Consider the following 18,949-nt stretch of genomic DNA (forward strand, 5'->3'; position numbering starts at 1 on the left):
CGGGCTCGGCAGACGTCCTCAGTCGCCGGACGGGCCTGGTTTCACGCCTGTCCGGCGATCGGGTTCTTCAGCGTGCCGATCAGCTGCAGCGCCCCCGACGGATCGGTCAGATCGACCATCTGCTCGTTGTTCCGCAGCTGCAGCCGGTTCAGGCAGGACAGCGCGAACTCCTCCGCGAACATGTCGTACTGCTTGAACTTCCCGGCGAGATACGGCACCGACTCCTGGTAGCCGGTGACGCACTGGGCGACCGTCCGCCAGAACGTCTCCTCGTCGAGCACGCCCTCGCTCGCCAGCCCCGCGCCCAGGAAGCGCAGGAAGCAGTCGAAGACATCGGTGAGGACCGAGAGCAGTTTCATGTCCTCGGGAACCTCGGCGCGGATCCGCTCGACCTTCGGCGGCAGCACCGCGTCCGGGTCCATGACCGCGATTTCCTCGGCGATGTCCTTGAAGACGGTGCGGCGTACAACCCCGTCCTCGACGACCAGGATGACGTTCTCGCCGTGCGGCATGAACACCAGGTCGTACGCGTAGAAGCTGTGCAGCACCGGCACCAGGTATGCGTCCAGGTAGTGGCGCAGCCACACCGCGGGGTCCAGTCCCGACCCGGCGATCAGCGCACCGGCGACGGAGTTGCCCTCGTGGTCGGTGTGGAGCAGCGAGGCCATGGTCGCGACCCGCTCGCCGGGGGCCAGGCCGGGGACGGGGCTCTCCCGCCACAGCGCGGCGAGCATTTTCAGGTACGGGGAGCCCTTGGCAGTGGCCGCCTCGTACGTCCGGTGGTGGTAGCCGATGGCCGCCCGCTCCCGGATGATCGAGAAACGGGCCTCGCGCAGCAGCTCGTCACGCTCGATCAGCTCGGCCAGCCAGTCGTTGATCGCGGGGGTGGCCTCCATGTACGCGGCGGACAGCCCGCGCATGAAGCCCATGTTGAGGACGGACAGCGCCGTTTTGACGTAGTGCTTGTCCGGGTTGCTGGCGTTGAAGAACGTGCGGATCGACTGCTGGGCGAGGTAGCTGTCGTCGCCCTCTCCGAGGCAGACCAGATGATGCTGTGCGAGCTCCCCGGCGAAGGTGACGGCCAGCTTGTTCCACCACTGCCAGGGGTGGACCGGGACCAGCAGGTAGTCGTCGAGGTCGAGCCCGAGGCCGGTCATCGTGGCCGCGAACCGGGTGAGGGTCTCCTCGCCCAGCTCGCCGGCGATCAGCGTCCCGTAGTCGAGGCCGGTGCCCGCGGTGAAGGTGGCGCGGTCGCGTCGGGCGGCGAGCCAGACCAGACGGATCCCGGCTGCCGCCTCGGGGGCGTACGCCCGGTACTCGTCCACACCGAAGCCGAGCCGCCCGTTGTTGGCGACGAAGCAGGGGTGGCCCTCGGTCATGCCGGTCTCGATCGCCTGGAACCCGGCACGGACCAGCTCGGCGGAGGTGACGGGCGGCTTGGTCAGCTTGTACGCGGTGCCGGCCAGGGTGGAGGAGATCTCCTCCAGGTAGACCGGGAGGATCTCCGCGGAGAGGCCGAGCGTGGAGCGCAGCTCGACGAAGAACTCGGCTGCGTCCAGCGTCAGTTCGGAGCCGTGGCGGTGGCGGGTGACCGAGTCGGCCTCGACCTGCCAGTGGTCGAGGGCGTAGATCCGTGCGGCGAAGCGGTACTCGGTCGCCGCGTCGTCGCTGCGCACCGAATAGCGGTCGTCGCCGAGCGGTGCGGGGGTCAGCAGCCGCTCGTGGCTGAACTCGGCGAGCGCCTTGCGGATCAGCAGCCGGTTGGCGGTGGCCCAGTGTTCAGGGGTGAGATGGGCGACGCTGTCGATGACGGGGGACATCAGACGCCACCCCCGGTCGCTGCGGCGAACTGTTCCCGCGTGCAGGCGCTGAGCAGGGCGTTCTTCTCCGGCTTGGCAATCTCGCCCAGCACCTCGAAGCCGACCGCCTTGTTGAGGGCGTGCACCGCGCTGTTGCGTACATCGGGTTCGACGACGACCCGGCGTACGGACGGGTCGGCGAACATCGCCTCCATCACGGCGGTGATCACACCGAGCGTGAAGCCGTGCAGCGGGGTGCCGGCCGGGGCGACCAGGAAGTGCATCCCGATGTCGCCGGGCTCGGCGTCGTACAGCCCCTTGAGCTCGACCTCGGTGGGGTCGTACCGCTCCATCAGGAAGGCGGGCTCCCCGTCGTACAGCCCGATGAAGGCGTCGTGGTGCGGGTGGGCGGCGATCGCCATGTACTCCCGCTCGACGTCCTGGAGTTCCGCGTCGCCCATCAGCCAGAAGGAGGCCTTGGGGTGGGTGACCCAGCCGTGCACCAGTTCGGCGTCGGCAAGGGGGTCCAGCGGACGGGTGGTGAAGATGCCGAGGTCGGCGGTCATACGGCGAACTCCTGGAAGGCTATGGACTTCTCGACCGGGTAGTACTCACGGCCGAGCAGTTCGCCGATGATGTACGCGTTGCGGTAGGCACCCATGCCCAGGTCGGGTGAGGTGATCGAGTGGGTGTGCGTGCCCGCGTTCTGCAGGAAGACGCCGTGCCCGGTGGTGTCGATGGAGTAGTTGCGGGCCACGTCGAAGCGGCCGCGGCCGTCCCGGCGCAGCCGGTCGTGGATGCCCTCCAGGAACGCCGGTGCGCGGTAGCGGTAGCCGGTGGCGAGGATCAGGCCCTCGGTGGTGAGGGTGTAGTCCTTGCCCTGCTCGTCCTGGTGCAGGGCAAGCGTGTACGTACCGCTGCTCTCCTCGTATCTCGCGCTGTCCAGCGAGGAGTTGGTGAGGAGCCGGGTCGGGACGGGACCGGCCAGGTTCTTCTGGTAGAGCAGATCGAAGATCGCGTCGATCAGCTCTCCGTCGATACCTTTGAAGAGGCCCTTCTGCCCGGACTCCAGCCGGTAGCGGGTCTCCTCGGGCAGCGCGTGGAAGTAGTCGATGTACTCCGGGGAGGTCATCTCCAGCGTCAGCTTGGTGTACTCCAGCGGGAAGAAACGCGGCGAGCGCGTCACCCAGTTCAGCCGGTAGCCGTGCACATCGATCTCGGAGAGCAGGTCGTAATAGATCTCGGCCGCGCTCTGCCCACTGCCGACGAGGGTGAGGGACTTCTTCGCCTGAAGAGCCGCCTTCCCCTCCAGATAGCGGGAGTTGTGCAGGTAGTCGCCGCCGAGATCCTGGCAGGCATCCGGGATGTACGGGGGAGTCCCGGTGCCCAGCACGAGCCGTGGGGCGCGGAAGGAGCGGCCGGTGGCGGTACGGGCGGTATAGAGCGCGGTGCCCTCGTCGTACGTGACCGATTCGACGGTCTCGCCGAAGCGGACGCTGCTCAGTCTGGCGGCGGCCCAGCGGCAGTAGTCGTTGTACTCGGTCCGCAGCGGGTAGAAGTTTTCCCGGATGTAGAAGGAGTACAGCCGCCCGCGTTCCTTCAGATAGTTCAGGAAGGAGTACGGAGAGGTCGGATCGGCCATCGTGACCAGGTCCGACATGAACGGCGTCTGGAGATGGGCCCCTTCGAGGAACATCCCGGAGTGCCATTCGAAGTCCGGCTTGGACTCCAGGAACACGCCGGTCAGCTCGTCGATCGGCTCGGTCAGACAGGCGAGCCCGAGATTGAACGGGCCGAGCCCGATACCGATGAAGTCGTGGGGTTCAGGAAGCGCGGTCAAGGGAGTCTCCCAGGTACTGCTCGGCGTGGCCGGAGATCAGATCGAGTACCGCGGCGATGTCCTGCGCGGTCGTTTCGGGGTTGAGCAGGGTGAACTTCAGGTATTGACGGCCGCCGACCCTCGTACCGGCGACGACGGCCTCGCCGGAGGCGAAGAGCGCCTTGCGGGCATGGAGATTGGCCCGGTCGATCTCGCTGGGCGCGGTGACGCCGGACGGGATGTGGCGGAACACCAGTGTGGACAGCCGGGGCTCGACGACGACGTCGAACCGCGGGTCGGCGGCGAGCAGCCGCCAGCCCTCGGCGGCCAGGTCGCAGACCTCGTCGAAGAGCTCCCCGATGCCGTCGGCGCCCATGACACGCAGCGTCATCCACAGTTTCAGGGCGTCGAATCTGCGGGTGGTCTGCAGCGACTTGTCCACCTGGTTGGGAATGCGTTCGGCGGCCATTCGCTGCGGGTTGAGGTACTCCGCGTGGTACGTGGCGTGGCGCAGCGTCGCCCGGTCCCGGACCAGTACGGCCGAGGAACTCACCGGCTGGAAGAAGGACTTGTGGTAGTCCACGGTGACCGAGTCGGCGTGCTCGATGCCGTCGAGGAGGTGGCGGCGCCGACGGGAGGCCAGCAGACCGCAGCCGTACGCGGCGTCGACATGCAGCCAGGTGGAGAACTGCCGGCAGAGCGCGGCGATTTCGGGCAGCGGGTCGATGGAGCCGAAGTCGGTGGTGCCCGCGGTGGCGACGACGGCCATCGGTACGGCGCCGTCGGCGACGCACTGCTCCAGGGCGCGGGCCAGCGCCACGGTCTGCATGCGTTTGTTGTGGTCGACGGGGACGGCGATGACCGAGTCCGGTCCCAGGCCGAGGAGTTTCGCCGACTTCTGGACACTGAAGTGGCTGCACTCGGAGGTGAAGACGCGCAGCCGGGTGAAGAGGTGCGGCGGAGTCTTGGCCTCCTCGCGGGCGAGCAGCAGGGCCTGCAGATTGGACTGTGTACCGCCGCTGGTGAAGATGCCGTCCGCGGCCGGTCCGAGGCCGATCCGGGCCGCGGTCCAGTCGATCAGGCGCCGCTCGATCAGGGTGCCGCCGACGCTCTGGTCCCAGGTGTCCAGGGAGGAGTTGACGGCCGAGAGCACGGCTTCGCCGAGGACGGCGGGGATGACGACCGGGCAGTTGAGGTGGCCCAGGTAGCGGGGGTGGTGGAAGTAGACGGCGTCACGGAGATAGACGCTGTCGAGCTCGTCGAGGGCGGCGGACGCATCGCCCAGCGGCCGGTCCAGATCGATCGCGTCAACGACGGGAGTGAGCTCGTCGACGGAGATTCCGGTGAACGGCCGGTCTGTGGCGGCGAGTTTGGCTGCGACCCGTTCGACTCCTGCGGTCACGGAGCGCCGGTAATGCTCCGCGGTCGTGTCGTTGAGCAGGTGCGAACGCATGAAGGGGTCCTCCCGGATGCGGGGAAACTTCATCGGTCCTCAGGGCAGAAGGAGGGGCGAGGGCCCGATGGTGAAGTAAGGTTAACCTAACCTAACTTCACATCGGGTTGTTCCCTCGCCCTCGGAAGGTGCGGAGCTTGTCCGATTCACGCGTACGGGGTGGCTGCTTCCTGCCGTCGGGCCGTGCGCGGTCCTCGCTCCGGCGCCGCTTCCGGCTACGCGTCCGAGCCCGTCGCCGCCTCGCGCAGCTGCTCCTCGCTCATCCCGCGACGCCAGTACCCGACGAACGTCACGCGCCTGCGGTCGAACCGGCGTTCCTGCACGAGATGGCGGCGCAGTGCCCGCACCTGTGACGACTCGCCCGCGATCCAGACGTACGGCGTCCCCTCGGGCAACTCGGCCGCCCGGACGGCCTCCAGGGCGGTGGGTGCGCCCTCGTCGCGGACGAGCCAGCTGATCCGGGCCTTGGCCGCGGTGTTGAGGGCCTGACGGTCCTCGGTGTGCTGGACCTCCAGCCAGACCCGGGCCTTCATGCCGGCCGGCAGCCACTCCAGGGCGGCGGACGCGGCGGGCAGTGCGGTCTCGTCGGCCCAGATCAGCACCCAGTCGGTGTCCTGCGGCGGGCGGAAGCGGACGGCGGTGTTGTCCTCGACGGCCGGGCCCAGCGCCTTGAGCGGATCGCCGGGGGTGGCGGCGGCTGCCCAGCGGCAGGCGGGCCCGCCGTCCCCGTGCAGCGCGAAGTCGATGTCGATCTCGGTCGCCCCGTCGGGAGTTCGGCGCTGGGCGCGCACGGTGTACGAGCGCATGACGGCCCGTACGTCGTCCGGAAGGGCGCGCCAGGCGGCGAACCAGTTGCCGTCCTCATCGACCGGAATGACTGGTTCCGGCTGACCGGGGTGCGGCAGGAACAGCGACAGGCTCTGGTCGCGTCCTCCGGCGGCGAAGCCGTCGAGTCCCGGGCCGCCGAAGGTGACCCGGAGCATCGAGGGCCCCAGTCGCCGGGTCCGCAGAACGACCAGATCGAAGAACCGGAAGGGGGTGATGGGGGGTGCGACGGACGTCGTCATGCGGGAGGTCCTCCCAGGAACCGGAAGCGAAGCCGGGAACAGGCCACCGGCATGCCAGAAGGAAGGTTAGCCTAACCTCATCGAACATTCGAGGGTTCCCTCCGGCCGCTCACCGGACCAGGACCCCGCCGCCCACCGCCCGGGCCCGCAGGGCGGCGCGGGTGATGTTGGCGAGCCGGGCCACCACGTAGTCCCGCCGGTCGCCACCGCCTCCGGCGAGTGTCGCGGCGTTCCGGTGCAGCAGTTCGCACTCGGCGAGGAAGTCGTCGACGTCCTCCGGCTCCACGTACAGATCGCCGGTGGCCAGCTCCGGGAGGAACCGGGCGCCGAGCGCCCGCGCGGCGTCCGATCCCCACAATGTGGTCCGGCAGACCTCGGTCCCGGCCATGTCGCTGCCGTCCTCGGGGTCGTCGAGCAGACGCGATCGGCGGTGCTCGTCGTAGACGAAGGTGTGCACCAACAGCGTCACGCCCCGAACTCCTCCCGGCAGCCGTCGAGCCCTTCGACGGTGACGTCGACGTCCCGGCACTCCTCCCAGCGGGCCCGGTCCAGCCGCAGCCGTTGCAGAGTGACGGGCACACCCCGTACCCCGGCGACTTCCATGCCGTCCGGCAGATATCCGAGCCGGCGCGAGACACCCAGCGAGCGCGGGTTGTCGGTCATGGCTGCCGAGACCGCGGTCCGGGCCCCGAGTCCGGCGAAGGCGAGATGCAGGGCGGCGGCCCGCATCTCGGTGCCGATGCCCTGCCCTTGGTGGGCAAGGCCCAGCCACGAGCCGGTGCTCACCTCACCGGTGATGGCGAAGTCCTTCGCCATCACGTCCTGCCGCCCGACCACCTGGCCCTCGTGCAGCACGGCGAGGCTCAGCGCCCAGTCCCGTACGGACCAGTTGGCGATGGTGGCCAGCACATGCTGGAACACGGCCTTGCCGCACTCGGCGGGCGACGCGTCGGTCCAGGGGACCGTGAACGGCATATCGGCCGGCGGGTGCACCCCGTCGACGGCCACCGACGCGAGGCCGTCCAGCAACTCCAGGTCCGGAAGCCGGAGTTCCAGGCGCGGCGTGCGGAGGCGGAGCCCGTACAGGGGCCAGTGCTGCGGCTTCATGTACGGACTCTGCCGCTCGGGGCCGCGCGCTGTCGAACGAATTGCACCCCGACCGTGCAGAAGGGCCCCCGCCGGGGCCCTTCTCCGTCACGCGGCAGTGGTGTGCTGTTCCCTACTTCGTGAAGTACAGGTATTTCCACGCGCCGTGCGTCGTCGAGTTCACGTTGTCACCCGAGGAGCCCTTGATGTACGAGGAGCGCATCCGGGCGCGGATGCCGGACTCGCCAGGGGCTTCGAGGCGGACCACGGACTTTCCGTTGGTGCCCAGCGCGAAGTACTCGGGGTCCGCGTCGTACCACTTGCCCTGGTAGTAGACCTGGAGCCCGAAGCGCTGCTGGCGGCCCTTGTAGTACGTCATCGACGTAGTGAGGACCGGGTCGGTGTTCTTGTGGAACCAGTAGTACGTCGTGGAACCGATCTTGCCTGTCTTGTACTGCTTGGAGACGGAGGTGGAGACCTTCACCTTGGCATACGCGGTCGACTTCACGGTCTTGGAACCCGAGCGGGCATCGCCCGCGTAGACCGCGGTGACCGCGGTGTTACGGGACATGCTCACGGTGACCGACAGGTTGCCCTTGGAGTTGACCTTGCCCTTCTTCAGCAGCTTCTTGGGCTTGTCGGCGCCGAAGGGATCGGCCCAGATCTCGACGGTGCGGTTCTTGTACGTCTTGCCGAGGTGGGCGGTGAACGAGACCTTGGCGCCGTAGGAGTAGGTGCCGCCGTTGTGGTTGAGCGTGAGGGCGGTGGCGGTGCGCGAGACGGCGACCGTGTCCTTGCCCGATGCGGGCGCGTGCGTGGCGTCGCCCGCGTACGTCGCCGTGTAGGTGACGTTGCCGCCGGCGGGCGGGGTGTCGCTGAAGGAGAACGCACCGGACGAACCGACCGTCTTCGTGCCGAGCGACTTGCCCTTGGGGGAGTCGATATCGGTCCGGGTGACGGTGACCTTGGAGCCCGAGGGGAAGGACTTGCCGGAGGTCAGTTTGCCGGTGACGTCGAGCTTCTTGGCGCGGGTCGCCTTGGCGGGCGCGGAGACGGTGGCTTTGACCGGGTAGCGGGTGGCGTCGTCGAGGACCCGCAGGGACGGCCCGCCGTAGCCGTTGGCGAGGGCGAACAGCTTGGTCCCGTCGGGGGCCCACGCCAGTCCTCGCGAGGTGATGGTGTCGCCGCCCGGCGTGCCCTGGTCGTACGTGTACGTGCGGTACGGCGTCGTCGCGCCGGGCTTGTAGATGTAGATGTCTGTGTCGTACCAGCTGTAGGTGGACAGGGCGACCGTGCCGTCCGGGGCGATCGCGGCCGAGTTGGGATGGTCCGCCTCGGTCGGGTAGCCGCCGGTACGGGTGAGGTCGTCGGTGTTGATCGCGGTCGCCGCGTAGGGGGACTCGCCCGAGGCGGCGACGATCTTCTTGCCGTCGGCGCTGAGTGCGAAGTCGTCCATGTAGTTCGCGGCCTCGGACGGCATGCCCTGCTTGCGCAGGACGGGGGTGCTCGTCGACACGTCGTACACGGCCAGTCCGGACCACGTGCCGTGGACGCCGAGCACCAGGGTGTTCCCGGCGGACTCCAGCTCGGGGGCGTCGTACCAGCCGATGCCGGGGAGCTGGTCGAGGGCGACCTCCGGGCTGCTCTGCGCGGGGTCGAACGAGCCCAGGTGGTGCGAAGGCTGCTTGCCGTACATGAACCAGACCCGCCCGCCCGCCACCGCCAGCGTCTGGGGCCGGGTGTTCTCGCCGGTGCCGTACTGCGCGGCGGCCGTCGAGGTGGTCGTCTCGATGGCCACGACGGCGTCGCTGCCCGGGACGGCCGCGTAGACGGAACGGGAGTCGGGCGCGATCGCCAGATCCTGTACGCCAGGGAGATTCGGGACGGTCGTCACGACCTTGCCCGCGTAGTCGGTGACGACGACCTTGTTGCCGCTCGGATCGCTGATGTAGACCCGCTTGTGTACACCGTCCACGGCGATGTCGCCGTACGAGGAGATCGGCAGGGCCTTGCTGGAGTCGGCCATGGCCGACCCCGTGGTGCCGACGGCCAGCGCCGTCGAGCTGAAGAGGACCGCGAGCGCGGTCGACACGGTGCGCGTGCGCACGTTGATGTACCCCCACAGTGAAACCCGGTGGATGGGCCGGGTGACGAGTCGGGCCGCGCGGCATCCGGACACCGTTACGTGAAGACGGTGTGCAGGGCGCGGCCGTTGTTGTGAAGGGTATGTCATGGCGGTGACAGGCGGGAGGGGATATGTGCGCGGGGCCGGGGGAGCCGCGCCGGACGAACTCCGCGGCGGAGCCGCGTTGTTCCCGGGGCGCCGGACTCAGTGCCCCGTCTCCGCGCCGCCCGCGACGAGCCGGCTCGTGAAGCCCCCGCGGGCGCGGGCGCGGGTTGTTCGGTCGTGGCGGACGAGATCGCCGTCCTGGCGCCGAGTCCGGCGAAGGCGAGGTGCCGGGCGACGGCCCGTATCCCGGCGGACTCTCCCGGAACGCCCGGTGCGCCGTCGAATCCTTTACGAGCCGCTGCGATGCCGGCGGGCGGAGTAGCTGCGCAGGGCCCGGAGAAAGTCGATCTCGCGGAAGGCCGGCCAGTACGCCTCACAGAAGTACAGCTCGGAGTAGGCGCTCTGCCACAGCAGGAAGTTGGACATCCGCTGTTCGCCGCTGGTGCGGATGATGAGGTCCGGGTCCGGCCGCCCGGCCGTGTACAGATGCCTGGTGATGTCGTCCACCGTCAGGTTGTCCGCCAGTTCGCGCAACGACTGCCCGGCCGCGGAGCGTTCCTGCAGCAGGTCGCGCAACGCGTCGATGACCTCCTGACGCCCGCCGTAGCCGATGGCCAGGGTGACATGGGCGCCGGTGGCGCACGCGCGGGTGGCCTCGACCGCGCTCTTGAGGGCCTCTGCGGTGTGGGCGGGGAGTACGTCGAGCGTGCCGGCGACGTGGACTTGCCAACGGGCGTCGGGGCGGGCCAGCTCGTCGGTGACGACCCGCTCGATCAGATCCATCAGGTAGGACACTTCACCGCCGCCGCGACGGCCGAGGTTCTCCGTCGAGCAGACGAACACGGTGACGTGCCGGATGCCGAGACTCTCGCACCACGACAGGACATCCGCCACGTGCTCGGCCCCGTACTTGTGCCCCAGGCTCGGGCTGGCCAGGCCCACTTGGCGGGCCCACCGACGGTTGCCGTCCATGATCAACCCGATGTGCCCGGGGATCTGCCCGCGCATGACCTGACGGCGCAGGCGTCCCGCGTACAGGGGGTAGAAAGGTGCGGTCAGCTGCATGGTGTCCCTTCGGTATGTACGGGCCACGGGCCACGCTGGATCCTTCCTCGGCCCGGTACCTCCCACGACCCGAAATCCGCTCGGCGGAGTACCGGGACGTTCTCACGCACGGCCGGGTCGGCCCGGAAAGCGGATCGGGCGGGCCCGGAACCCGGACCCGCCCCGTACCACCGCGAAACGTCAGGCCGGAAGCCCCAACTCCCGTGCGATCAGCATCCGCTGCACCTCGCTCGTACCCTCGCCGATCTCCAGGATCTTGGAGTCGCGCCACATCCGGGCCACCGGGTACTCGTTCATGAAGCCGTAGCCGCCGTGGACCTGGGTCGCCTCGCGGGCGTTGTCCACCGCCACCGTCGACGAGTACAGCTTCGCGATCGCCGCCTCCTTCTTGAACGGTTCGCCCGCCACCAGGCGCGACGCCGCGTCGCGCCAGCCGGTCCGGGCCATGTGGGCCCGCATCTCCATGTCCGCGATCTTGAACTGGATGGCCTGGTTGGCGCCGATCGGCCTGCCGAAGGCCTGGCGCTCCTTGGCGTACTTCACCGACTCGTCCACACAGCCCTGCGCCAGGCCCGTGGCCAGCGCGGCGATGGCGATCCGGCCCTCGTCCAGGATGCGCAGGAACTGGGCGTAGCCGCGGCCCTCCTGCCCCAGAAGGTTCTCCAGGGGCACGCGGACGTCGGAGAAGGACAGCTCGCGGGTGTCCGAGGCGTTCCAGCCGACCTTGGAGTACGGGGCGGCGACCGTGAAGCCGGGGGTGCCGGACGGCACGATGATGCAGGAGATCAGCGGGGCGCCGTTCTCCTTGCGGCCGGTCACCGCCGTGACCGTGACCAGCTCCGTGATGTCCGTACCGGAGTTGGTGATGAAGCACTTGGAGCCGTTGATCACCCACTCGCCCGTGGCCTCGTCGCGCACCGCCGTCGTGCGGGTGCCACCCGCGTCCGAACCGGCGTCCGGCTCGGTCAGGCCGAACGCGCCGAGCGCCTCGCCCGAACAGAGCCTCGGCAGCCACTGCCGCTTCTGCTCCTCCGTGCCGAAGTGGTGGACCGGCATCGCGCCGAGCGAGACCCCGGCCTCCAGGGTGATCGCCACGGACGAGTCGACGCGGGCCAGTTCCTCCAGGGCGATCCCGAGGGCGAGATAGTCGCCGCCCATGCCGCCGTACTCCTCGGGGAACGGCAGCCCGAACAGGCCCATCCGTCCCATCTCCCGCACGATCTCGTACGGGAACTCATGGCGCTCGTAGAAGTCGCCGATCTTCGGCGCGATCACATCGTGCGCGAACTCCTCGACGGTGCGACGCAGTTCCTCGTGCTCGGCGGTCAGCCGGTGGTCCAGGGACATGGCGGGGGTCACTCCTTGTGGGACTGTGTTTATTGAACCGAGAGCGCGCGGACGGTACGGGACGGGCTCGGGCGGCCCAGTTGTTCGGCGAGCCACACGCTGGTGGCGGTGAGCGCGTCGAGGTCGACCCCGGTTTCGATGCCGAGGCCGTCGAGCATCCACACGAGGTCTTCGGTGGCCAGATTTCCGGTCGCGCTCTTCGCGTACGGGCAGCCGCCGAGGCCGCCCGCGGAGGCGTCCACGGTGGTCACCCCGTGCTGGAGCGCGGCGAGGGTGTTGGAGAGGGCCTGGCCGTACGTGTCGTGGAAGTGCACGCCGATGGTGTCGGTGCGCACGCCCTCCTCGTTCAGCTCGGAGAGCAGGTCCCGCACATGGCCGGGGGTGGCGACGCCGATGGTGTCGCCGAGGGAGAGTTCGTCGCAGCCGAGGTCCATCAGCGCCTTGGCCACGCGGACGACCTGGTGGACGGGGACGGGCCCCTCCCACGGGTCGCCGAAGCACATCGACAGATAGCCACGGACATGCACCTTGTCGGCCTTGGCCCGGGCGACGACCGGCTCGAACATGGCGAGCGACTCGTCGACGGTGCGGTTGAGATTGCGGGCGGCGAACGTCTCGGTCGCCGAGCCGAACACGGCGATGCGGCGGGCGCCGAGCGCCAGGGCCCGGTCCAGGCCGCGTTCGTTCGGTACGAGTACGGGCAGGGCGACGCCCCCGATGTCGTCGAGACGAGGGAACAGGTCCTCCGCGTCGGCCAGTTGGGGCACCCACTTGGGGTGCACGAAGCTGGTCGCCTCGATGGTGGTCAGGCCCGACGCGGCCAGACGGTGGATGAACTCCGCCTTCACCTCGGTCGGTACGACGGCCTTCTCGTTCTGCAGCCCGTCTCGGGCGCCGACCTCGTGGATGCGCACCCGCGGGGGCAGGTCCTGGGCGGACACGGTCATGGGCAGGGTGCGGGGTGTCATGCGCCCTCCCCGGGAGCTTCGGCGGGCGTCACCACGGCCAGGATCTGGTCCATGGCGACCGTGGCGCCGGCGGCGACATCCAGCTCGGTCACGGTCCCGGCGTGCGGGGCGGAGATGACGTGTTCCATCTTCATCGCCTCGACGACGAGCAGGCTCTGACCGGCCACGACCTCGTCCCCGACCTCCACCTTCACAACGGTGACGGTCCCGGGCATGGGCGCGGCGAGCGTGTCCGCCCCGGTGCGGGCGGCGCCGGCCAGCGACGCCTGAACGGGATCGTGATCCTGTACGTGCCAGGTGTCGCCGTCGCGGCCCAGCCAGATCCCCTCGGGGGACGCGGCATGGGTGAACGTGTGGGTGACACCGGCGAGTTCGAGCGTGAGGTGATGCGGGGACAGCTCGATCAGCCTGGCCGTCTCCTTGCCGCCGGGCATCGGGGCCAGCGGGCCGCAGGCGCCCGTCGCGGGCTCCGGCGGCTGTGCGCCCTCCCCGACATGGCCGAACGTCAGCTCGGTGCCCGCCGGGCAGGAGCGCAGTGACACCTGCACCGGGTCGTGGCCCGGCAGCCGGAAGTGGCGCACCGTCCGGGCCGGGGTGCCGCCCAGCCGCCAGCCGCTCGCCACGGAGAACGGGTCCACCCAGCCGGAGCCGTCCACGGGGGAGGTGCTCAACGGGGAGGGCTGCCGCAGCAGCGCCGCCGCCGCGTACACCTCCTCCGGCACCCCCTCCGGCACCAGCCCGGCCACCTCGCGCTCCACCAGACCGGTGTCCAGATCGCCCGCCACCACCGCCGGGTGGGCAAGCAGCCGGCGCAGGAAGCCGGCGTTCGTCGGGACGCCGAGGATCACCGTGTCCGCGAGCGCCGCACGCAGCCGGCGCAGGGCGGCGGCGCGGTCGGGGCCGTACGCGATGACCTTCGACAGCATCGGGTCGTACAGGCTGCCGACCTCGCCACCCGTGCCGAGCCCGGAGTCCGTCCGTACGCCGTTGCCCTGCGGCTCGTGCAGCGCGAGCACCGTGCCACCGGACGGCAGGAAGCCGCGGAACGGGTCCTCCGCACAGATCCGGGCCTCGACGGCATGGCCGGTGAGCTTTATGTCCTGCTGCTCGTAAGGGAGTTGCTCGCCCGCCGCGACCCTCAGCTGCCACTCCACCAGGTCCAGGCCGGTGATCAGCTCGGTGACCGGGTGTTCGACCTGGAGGCGGGTGTTCATCTCCATGAAGTAGTACGAGGCGGGGTCGTTGCCCGGGACGATGAACTCCACCGTGCCCGCGCCCACATATCCGCAACTGCGGGCCGCCTGGACGGCCGCCTCGCCCATCGCCGCCCGGGTCTCCTCGTCGAGCAGGACGGACGGCGCCTCCTCGATGATCTTCTGGTGGCGGCGCTGGAGCGAGCACTCGCGCTCACCGAGGTGGACCACGTTGCCGTGGGCGTCCGCCAGCACCTGGATCTCGATGTGCCGTGGCCGGTCGATCCACCGCTCCACGAGCAGCGTGTCGTCGCCGAACGAGGCTCGTGCCTCGCGCCGGGCGGCCGCGATCTCGTCCGCGAGCAGCGCCTCGTCGCGTACCAGCCGCATGCCCTTGCCGCCGCCGCCCGCCGAGGGCTTCAGCAGGACGGGCGTACCGATCTCGCGGGCCGCGGTGTCCAGCTGGGCATCGGTGAGCCCGCTCCCGGACGAGCCCGGCACCACCGGGACCCCGGCCGCCGCGACCGTCTCCTTGGCCCGGATCTTGTCGCCCATCAGCGAGATGGCCTGGGCGGGCGGACCGATGAAGGCCAGCCCCGCCTCCGCGCACGCCCGCGCGAAGCCCGCGTTCTCGGCGAGGAATCCGTACCCGGGGTGGACGGCCTGCGCGCCGGTGCGGCGGGCCGCGTCCAGCAGCGCGGGCACGCTCAGGTAGCTCATCGAGGCGGGCGCGGGCCCGATCCGTACGGCCGTGTCGGCCTCCCGTACATGCCGGGCCTCCGCGTCCGCGTCGCTGAAGACGGCGACCGAGCGGACGCCGAGCTCGCGCAGCGTACGGATCACACGTACCGCGATCTCGCCGCGGTTGGCGACAAGAACGGTGTCGAACATCGTCATCATGTTCCTCACATCCGGAAGACGCCGAAGCCGGGCGCTGCGTGGTCCTTATGGGGCAGCGGGGCGTTCGCACACGCGGTCAGGGCGAGCCCCAGCACCTGCCGGGTCTCCATCGGGTCGATCACGCCGTCGTCCCAGAGCCGGGCCGTGGCGTAGTACGCATTGCCCTGGGTCTCGTACTGCTCGCGGATCGGGGCCTTGAAGGCCTCCTCGTCCGCCGCGCTCCAGTCGTCGCCCAGCTGGTCGCGCTTGACCGTCGCGAGGACGGACGCGGCCTGCTCGCCGCCCATGACGGAGATCTTCGCGTTGGGCCACATCCACAGGAAGCGCGGTGAGTAGGCCCGTCCGCACATCGAGTAGTTGCCCGCCCCGTACGACCCGCCGACCACGACGGTCAGCTTCGGCACACGGGTGCAGGCGACGGCCGTGACCATCTTCGCGCCGTGCTTCGCGATGCCGCCGGCCTCGTAGTCCCGCCCCACCATGAAGCCCGAGATGTTCTGCAGGAAGACCAGCGGGATACCGCGCTGGTCGCACAGCTCGATGAAGTGGGCGCCCTTCTGGGCGGACTCGGAGAACAGGATGCCGTTGTTGGCGACGATCCCGACCGGGTGGCCGTGGATACGGGCGAAGCCGGTGATCAGCGTCGTCCCGTACTCCGCCTTGAACTCGGCGAACCGGGAGGCGTCCACCACCCGGGCGATCACCTCCCGTACGTCGTACGGCGTCCGGGAATCGACCGGGACGGCCCCGTACAGCCCGGCGGGATCGACCTTCGGCTCCTCGACCGGCTGCACCGACCACGGAAGCGCGCCGCGCTCCGGCAGCGTGGCGACGATGTTCCGCACGATCCGCAGCGCGTGCGCGTCGTCCTCGGCGAGATGGTCGGTCACCCCCGACGTACGGGAGTGCACCTCGCCGCCGCCCAGCTCCTCGGCCGTCACGACCTCGCCGGTGGCGGCCTTCACCAGCGGCGGGCCGCCCAGGAAGATCGTGCCCTGATTACGGACGATCACGGCCTCGTCGCTCATCGCGGGGACGTACGCCCCGCCCGCCGTGCACGAGCCCAGCACCGCAGCGATCTGCGGAATCCCGGCCCCCGACATCCGGGCCTGGTTGAAGAAGATCCGCCCGAAGTGCTCCCGGTCCGGGAAGACCTCGTCCTGCATCGGCAGGAACGCCCCGCCCGAGTCGACGAGATACAGGCAGGGGAGCCGGTTCTCCAGCGCCACTTCCTGGGCGCGGAGGTGCTTCTTCACGGTCATCGGGTAGTACGTGCCGCCCTTGACGGTCGCGTCATTGGCGACGATCACGCACTCCCGGCCGCTGACCCGGCCGATCCCGGCGATCACCCCGGCCGCCGGGGCGGCGCCCCCGTACAGTCCCTCGGCCGCCAGCGGCGCCAGCTCCAGGAAGGGCGACCCGGGGTCCAGCAATGTGTCCACCCGGTCCCGGGGCAGCAGCTTGCCGCGCGCCACGTGCCGGGCGCGGGCCTTCTCACCCCCGCCGAGCCTGGCCGTGGCGAGCCGCTTGCGCAGCTCGTCGGCGAGCGCGTGATGCGCCGCCTCGTTGGCCTGCCAGGCCTCGGAGGCGGGATCGGCCGCGCTCGCCAGCACCGGTGCCTGCTGCATCGTGTCGAGCCCCCTTGCCCGTACCGCAGTAGTTAATGAACGTTAACGTCCAACTTCAGGTTAACGACCGCTAACAGCCTTGTCCAGGCCGCTCGGCCGGTGCCCGCAGTGGTTCCGGCAGGTATCGGTCACGTACGTCCCGCAGAGGACGGCTCGCGCGGTGGGCCCGGAATAATGACCCGTGCCGCTCCCCGACCCGGAGCGGCACCGGTCGCGGTCCGACGAGAGCCGTGACCGAGCGAGTTGCCTGGCGTGTGTGTGGGGGCTCCGGTCGTCCTGGCCGGAGGCGTGCAACGGCCGACGGCCTATCGGGTGGGGGAAACCAGCAGATGACGCAGCAGTCGCAGTCGCAGTCCGTGCGAGGGGTGGGCGGGGGAACGGCCAGGGGAGTGACGGAGAGGCCGCGCATCCTCGAAGTGGACGCCCTGCGCGGGTTCGCGCTCGCCGGGATCCTGGTCGTGAACGTCCTGACGACGGCCGGCCCCCCGGGTGTCAGGGGCGGGCTCACGCATGTGCACGCGGCGGACGGGGCCGTGCAATGGCTGGTCGTTCTCCTCGCGCAGTCGAAGTTCTACCTGCTCTTCTCCTTCCTCTTCGGCTACAGCTTCACTCTTCAGATGGACTCGGCCGCCCGCGCCGGGGCACGCTTCGTACCCCGGATGTCACGGCGGCTGGCCGGACTGTCCGTGCTCGGGCTCGCGCACGCGGTGCTGCTCTACACCGGCGACATCCTCATGATGTACGCCCTGTGCGGACTGGTCCTGCTGGCCGCCCGGAACGCCGGGCCCGCGAAGGCCTGGCGGGCGGCGCTGTGGGTGTACGGCGTCGCCGGAGGGTTCCTGCTGCTCGCCGGTCTGGGCGCCGCGCTGTTCGATCCCGGTGACCTGGGCGAATCCGCCGCGGTGAAGGCCGAGCTGACCGCCGCCTACAGGGGTGGCTTCACCGAGGTCGTCGGCGCCAACATCAGGGCTCTGCCCGACATCGTGGCAGCCCTTCCGCTGATGGGCGGATATGTCGTCGCCGCCTTCCTCGTGGGGTTCGCGGCCGGCCGGCGGCAGTGGCTCGGCGCAGCCGCGCTCGCCGACCGGGCGCGGCTGCGCCGCATCTTTCTGACAGGTCTCGCCATCGGAGTCCCGGGGGCGGTCTTCTCCGCGGCCGGGATGGCCGGGCCGCTGCCGGAGCGCTGGGAACTGTTCGGCCTGGCAGTCGGTCTGGCCGCGGCCCCGGCACTCTCGGCCGCGTACGCCACGGGGCTGCTGCTGTGGTTCGCCATGCCGAGCGGCGCCGCGACGGCCCGGGTCTTCGCGCCCGCCGGGCGGATGGCGCTGACCAACTACCTGACCCAGTCCCTCGTCATGGCCCTCGTCTTCTCCGGGTACGGCCTGGGGCTGTACGGCCACACGGGCGCGGCCGCGGCGGTCGGCGGGGCGCTCGTGCTCTACGCCTGCCAGCTCGCGCTCAGCGGGTGGCTGATGCGGCGCCACCGGCTCGGGCCCGTGGAGTGGCTGTTGCGTACGGTGACGCTGTGGGCGTGGCCCGGGAAGGCGACAGCCGGGAGGGTTTCGTAGCCGGGCGAACCGCGACCACTGACGCAGGGGCGGACGCGCGGCGCAGCCGTGCCGGCTCGCGCGGCGTCGCGTTCGCCGAGAGGCGCGGTCACCTCTCGACTCGACCAGGTCGATGAGTGTTGACACGTTGCAATCCGGTTAACGTTCGCTAACCCGACTGTCTAGAATCGAATCCATGACCACCAGGACGGACGCCCCCACCCGCCGCGAGCAGATCCTCAAGGAGGCTGCCCGCCTCTTTGCCGAGCGCGGCTTCCACGGTGTCGGCGTCGACGAGATAGGTGCCGCCGTCGGTATCAGCGGCCCCGGCCTCTACCGGCACTTTCCCGGCAAGGATGCGATGCTCGCCGAGCTGCTGGTCGGTATCAGTGAGCGCCTGCTGGCGGGCGGGCAGCTGCGCGTGTCGGAGGACGCGGCCTGCGAGGACGGCTCCCCGCACGCCCTGCTCGACGCGCTCATCGAGGGCCATATCGACTTCGCTCTCGACGACCGCCCCCTGATCACCCTCCACGACCGCGAGCTGGACCGCCTCCGGGACGCCGACCGCAAGCGGGTGCGACAGCTCCAGCGGCAGTACGTCGAGGTGTGGGTGGAGGTGGTCCGCGAGCTGTATCCGGACCTGCCCGAGCACGAGGCCCGCGCCGCTGTCCATGCCGTCTTCGGCCTCCTGAACTCGACCCCGCACCTGGGCCGCCCCGACGCGCAGCCGGACCGTGCGGACACGGCGGCGCTGCTGCACCGGCTGGCGCGCGGGGCGTTCGAGGCGGCGGCCCGCGCGTAGGGCCTGGCCATGGGCCCGTCGGCGGGTGCGGCGTGATTTCTGTCC

General features: G+C 70.1%; 15 protein-coding genes. 2 read left to right on the top strand and 13 right to left on the bottom strand.

Translation table 11 applies throughout. The features are described from left to right. Positions 1–41: 41 nt before the first annotated feature. The 13 genes from ACIPEK_RS01200 to ACIPEK_RS01260 form a co-directional block, all read right to left on the bottom strand. Positions 42–1,820, bottom strand: coding sequence for an IucA/IucC family protein (locus ACIPEK_RS01200; RefSeq protein ID WP_401989542.1), 1,779 nt, complete (start codon positions 1,818–1,820; stop codon positions 42–44). Next, a complete protein-coding gene (locus tag ACIPEK_RS01205) occupies positions 1,820–2,365 on the bottom strand; it encodes a GNAT family N-acetyltransferase (RefSeq protein ID WP_401989543.1) in 546 nt (181 codons plus the stop codon). The genes ACIPEK_RS01200 and ACIPEK_RS01205 overlap by 1 nt, the downstream gene beginning before the upstream one ends. Further along, on the bottom strand, positions 2,362–3,639 hold the full coding sequence (locus ACIPEK_RS01210) for a lysine N(6)-hydroxylase/L-ornithine N(5)-oxygenase family protein (RefSeq protein WP_401989544.1): 1,278 nt from the start codon (positions 3,637–3,639) through the stop codon (positions 2,362–2,364). Before ACIPEK_RS01210 ends, ACIPEK_RS01205 begins: the two co-directional genes overlap by 4 nt. Beyond that, a complete protein-coding gene (locus ACIPEK_RS01215; RefSeq protein ID WP_401989545.1) occupies positions 3,623–5,071 on the bottom strand; it encodes a pyridoxal phosphate-dependent decarboxylase family protein in 1,449 nt (482 codons plus the stop codon). Before ACIPEK_RS01215 ends, ACIPEK_RS01210 begins: the two co-directional genes overlap by 17 nt. Positions 5,072–5,286: 215 nt before the next feature. Continuing rightward, positions 5,287–6,138 (bottom strand): siderophore-interacting protein, encoded by an 852-nt coding sequence (locus ACIPEK_RS01220; protein ID WP_401989546.1) that lies wholly within the window; start codon positions 6,136–6,138, stop codon positions 5,287–5,289. A gap of 109 nt (positions 6,139–6,247) precedes the next feature. Continuing rightward, a complete protein-coding gene (locus ACIPEK_RS01225) occupies positions 6,248–6,607 on the bottom strand; it encodes a hypothetical protein (RefSeq protein ID WP_401989547.1) in 360 nt (119 codons plus the stop codon). Continuing rightward, complete coding sequence (locus ACIPEK_RS01230; protein WP_401989548.1) at positions 6,604–7,245, bottom strand: GNAT family N-acetyltransferase; 642 nt, start codon at positions 7,243–7,245, stop codon at positions 6,604–6,606. The genes ACIPEK_RS01225 and ACIPEK_RS01230 overlap by 4 nt, the downstream gene beginning before the upstream one ends. A 112-nt stretch (positions 7,246–7,357) precedes the next feature. Further along, complete coding sequence (locus ACIPEK_RS01235; protein ID WP_401989549.1) at positions 7,358–9,331, bottom strand: Ig-like domain repeat protein; 1,974 nt, start codon at positions 9,329–9,331, stop codon at positions 7,358–7,360. Between the two features lie 411 nt (positions 9,332–9,742). Beyond that, positions 9,743–10,519, bottom strand: coding sequence for a polyprenyl diphosphate synthase (uppS, locus tag ACIPEK_RS01240; protein ID WP_401989788.1), 777 nt, complete (start codon positions 10,517–10,519; stop codon positions 9,743–9,745). A 180-nt stretch (positions 10,520–10,699) separates the two neighbouring features. Further along, the gene (locus ACIPEK_RS01245) at positions 10,700–11,866 is read right to left on the bottom strand and encodes an acyl-CoA dehydrogenase family protein (RefSeq protein WP_401989550.1); all 1,167 of its coding nucleotides are present in this window, start codon (positions 11,864–11,866) and stop codon (positions 10,700–10,702) included. A gap of 29 nt (positions 11,867–11,895) precedes the next feature. Beyond that, entirely contained in the window at positions 11,896–12,834 is a 939-nt protein-coding gene (locus ACIPEK_RS01250) for a hydroxymethylglutaryl-CoA lyase (RefSeq protein WP_401989551.1), read from the bottom strand. Further along, positions 12,831–14,918 carry an acetyl-CoA carboxylase biotin carboxylase subunit gene (locus ACIPEK_RS01255; RefSeq protein WP_401989552.1) on the bottom strand — a complete coding sequence of 696 codons (2,088 nt, stop codon included), beginning with the start codon at positions 14,916–14,918 and terminating at the stop codon, positions 12,831–12,833. The genes ACIPEK_RS01250 and ACIPEK_RS01255 overlap by 4 nt, the downstream gene beginning before the upstream one ends. A gap of 14 nt (positions 14,919–14,932) precedes the next feature. Beyond that, positions 14,933–16,555, bottom strand: coding sequence for a carboxyl transferase domain-containing protein (locus ACIPEK_RS01260; protein WP_401989553.1), 1,623 nt, complete (start codon positions 16,553–16,555; stop codon positions 14,933–14,935). 329 nt (positions 16,556–16,884) lie between these two features. On the opposite strand from ACIPEK_RS01260, the gene ACIPEK_RS01265 reads away from it, so the two are divergent. After that, a complete protein-coding gene (locus ACIPEK_RS01265; protein WP_401989554.1) occupies positions 16,885–18,123 on the top strand; it encodes a DUF418 domain-containing protein in 1,239 nt (412 codons plus the stop codon). Between the two features lie 175 nt (positions 18,124–18,298). Then, entirely contained in the window at positions 18,299–18,904 is a 606-nt protein-coding gene (locus tag ACIPEK_RS01270) for a TetR/AcrR family transcriptional regulator (RefSeq protein ID WP_329838363.1), read from the top strand. Positions 18,905–18,949 lie beyond the last annotated feature (45 nt).

The organism is Streptomyces sp. NPDC088246, from assembly GCF_044741025.1.
Lineage (GTDB): Bacteria > Actinomycetota > Actinomycetes > Streptomycetales > Streptomycetaceae > Streptomyces.

Coding starts and splice junctions, on each gene's coding strand:
- ACIPEK_RS01200 (WP_401989542.1), bottom strand. CDS start 1,820: ATGTCCCCCGTCATCGACAGCGTCGCCCATCTCACCCCTGAACACTGG.
- ACIPEK_RS01205 (WP_401989543.1), bottom strand. CDS start 2,365: ATGACCGCCGACCTCGGCATCTTCACCACCCGTCCGCTGGACCCCCTT.
- ACIPEK_RS01215 (WP_401989545.1), bottom strand. CDS start 5,071: ATGCGTTCGCACCTGCTCAACGACACGACCGCGGAGCATTACCGGCGC.
- ACIPEK_RS01220 (WP_401989546.1), bottom strand. CDS start 6,138: ATGACGACGTCCGTCGCACCCCCCATCACCCCCTTCCGGTTCTTCGAT.
- ACIPEK_RS01230 (WP_401989548.1), bottom strand. CDS start 7,245: ATGAAGCCGCAGCACTGGCCCCTGTACGGGCTCCGCCTCCGCACGCCG.
- uppS (WP_401989788.1), bottom strand. CDS start 10,519: ATGCAGCTGACCGCACCTTTCTACCCCCTGTACGCGGGACGCCTGCGC.
- ACIPEK_RS01245 (WP_401989550.1), bottom strand. CDS start 11,866: ATGTCCCTGGACCACCGGCTGACCGCCGAGCACGAGGAACTGCGTCGC.
- ACIPEK_RS01250 (WP_401989551.1), bottom strand. CDS start 12,834: ATGACACCCCGCACCCTGCCCATGACCGTGTCCGCCCAGGACCTGCCC.
- ACIPEK_RS01255 (WP_401989552.1), bottom strand. CDS start 14,918: ATGTTCGACACCGTTCTTGTCGCCAACCGCGGCGAGATCGCGGTACGT.
- ACIPEK_RS01260 (WP_401989553.1), bottom strand. CDS start 16,555: ATGCAGCAGGCACCGGTGCTGGCGAGCGCGGCCGATCCCGCCTCCGAG.
- ACIPEK_RS01265 (WP_401989554.1), top strand. CDS start 16,885: ATGACGCAGCAGTCGCAGTCGCAGTCCGTGCGAGGGGTGGGCGGGGGA.
- ACIPEK_RS01270 (WP_329838363.1), top strand. CDS start 18,299: ATGACCACCAGGACGGACGCCCCCACCCGCCGCGAGCAGATCCTCAAG.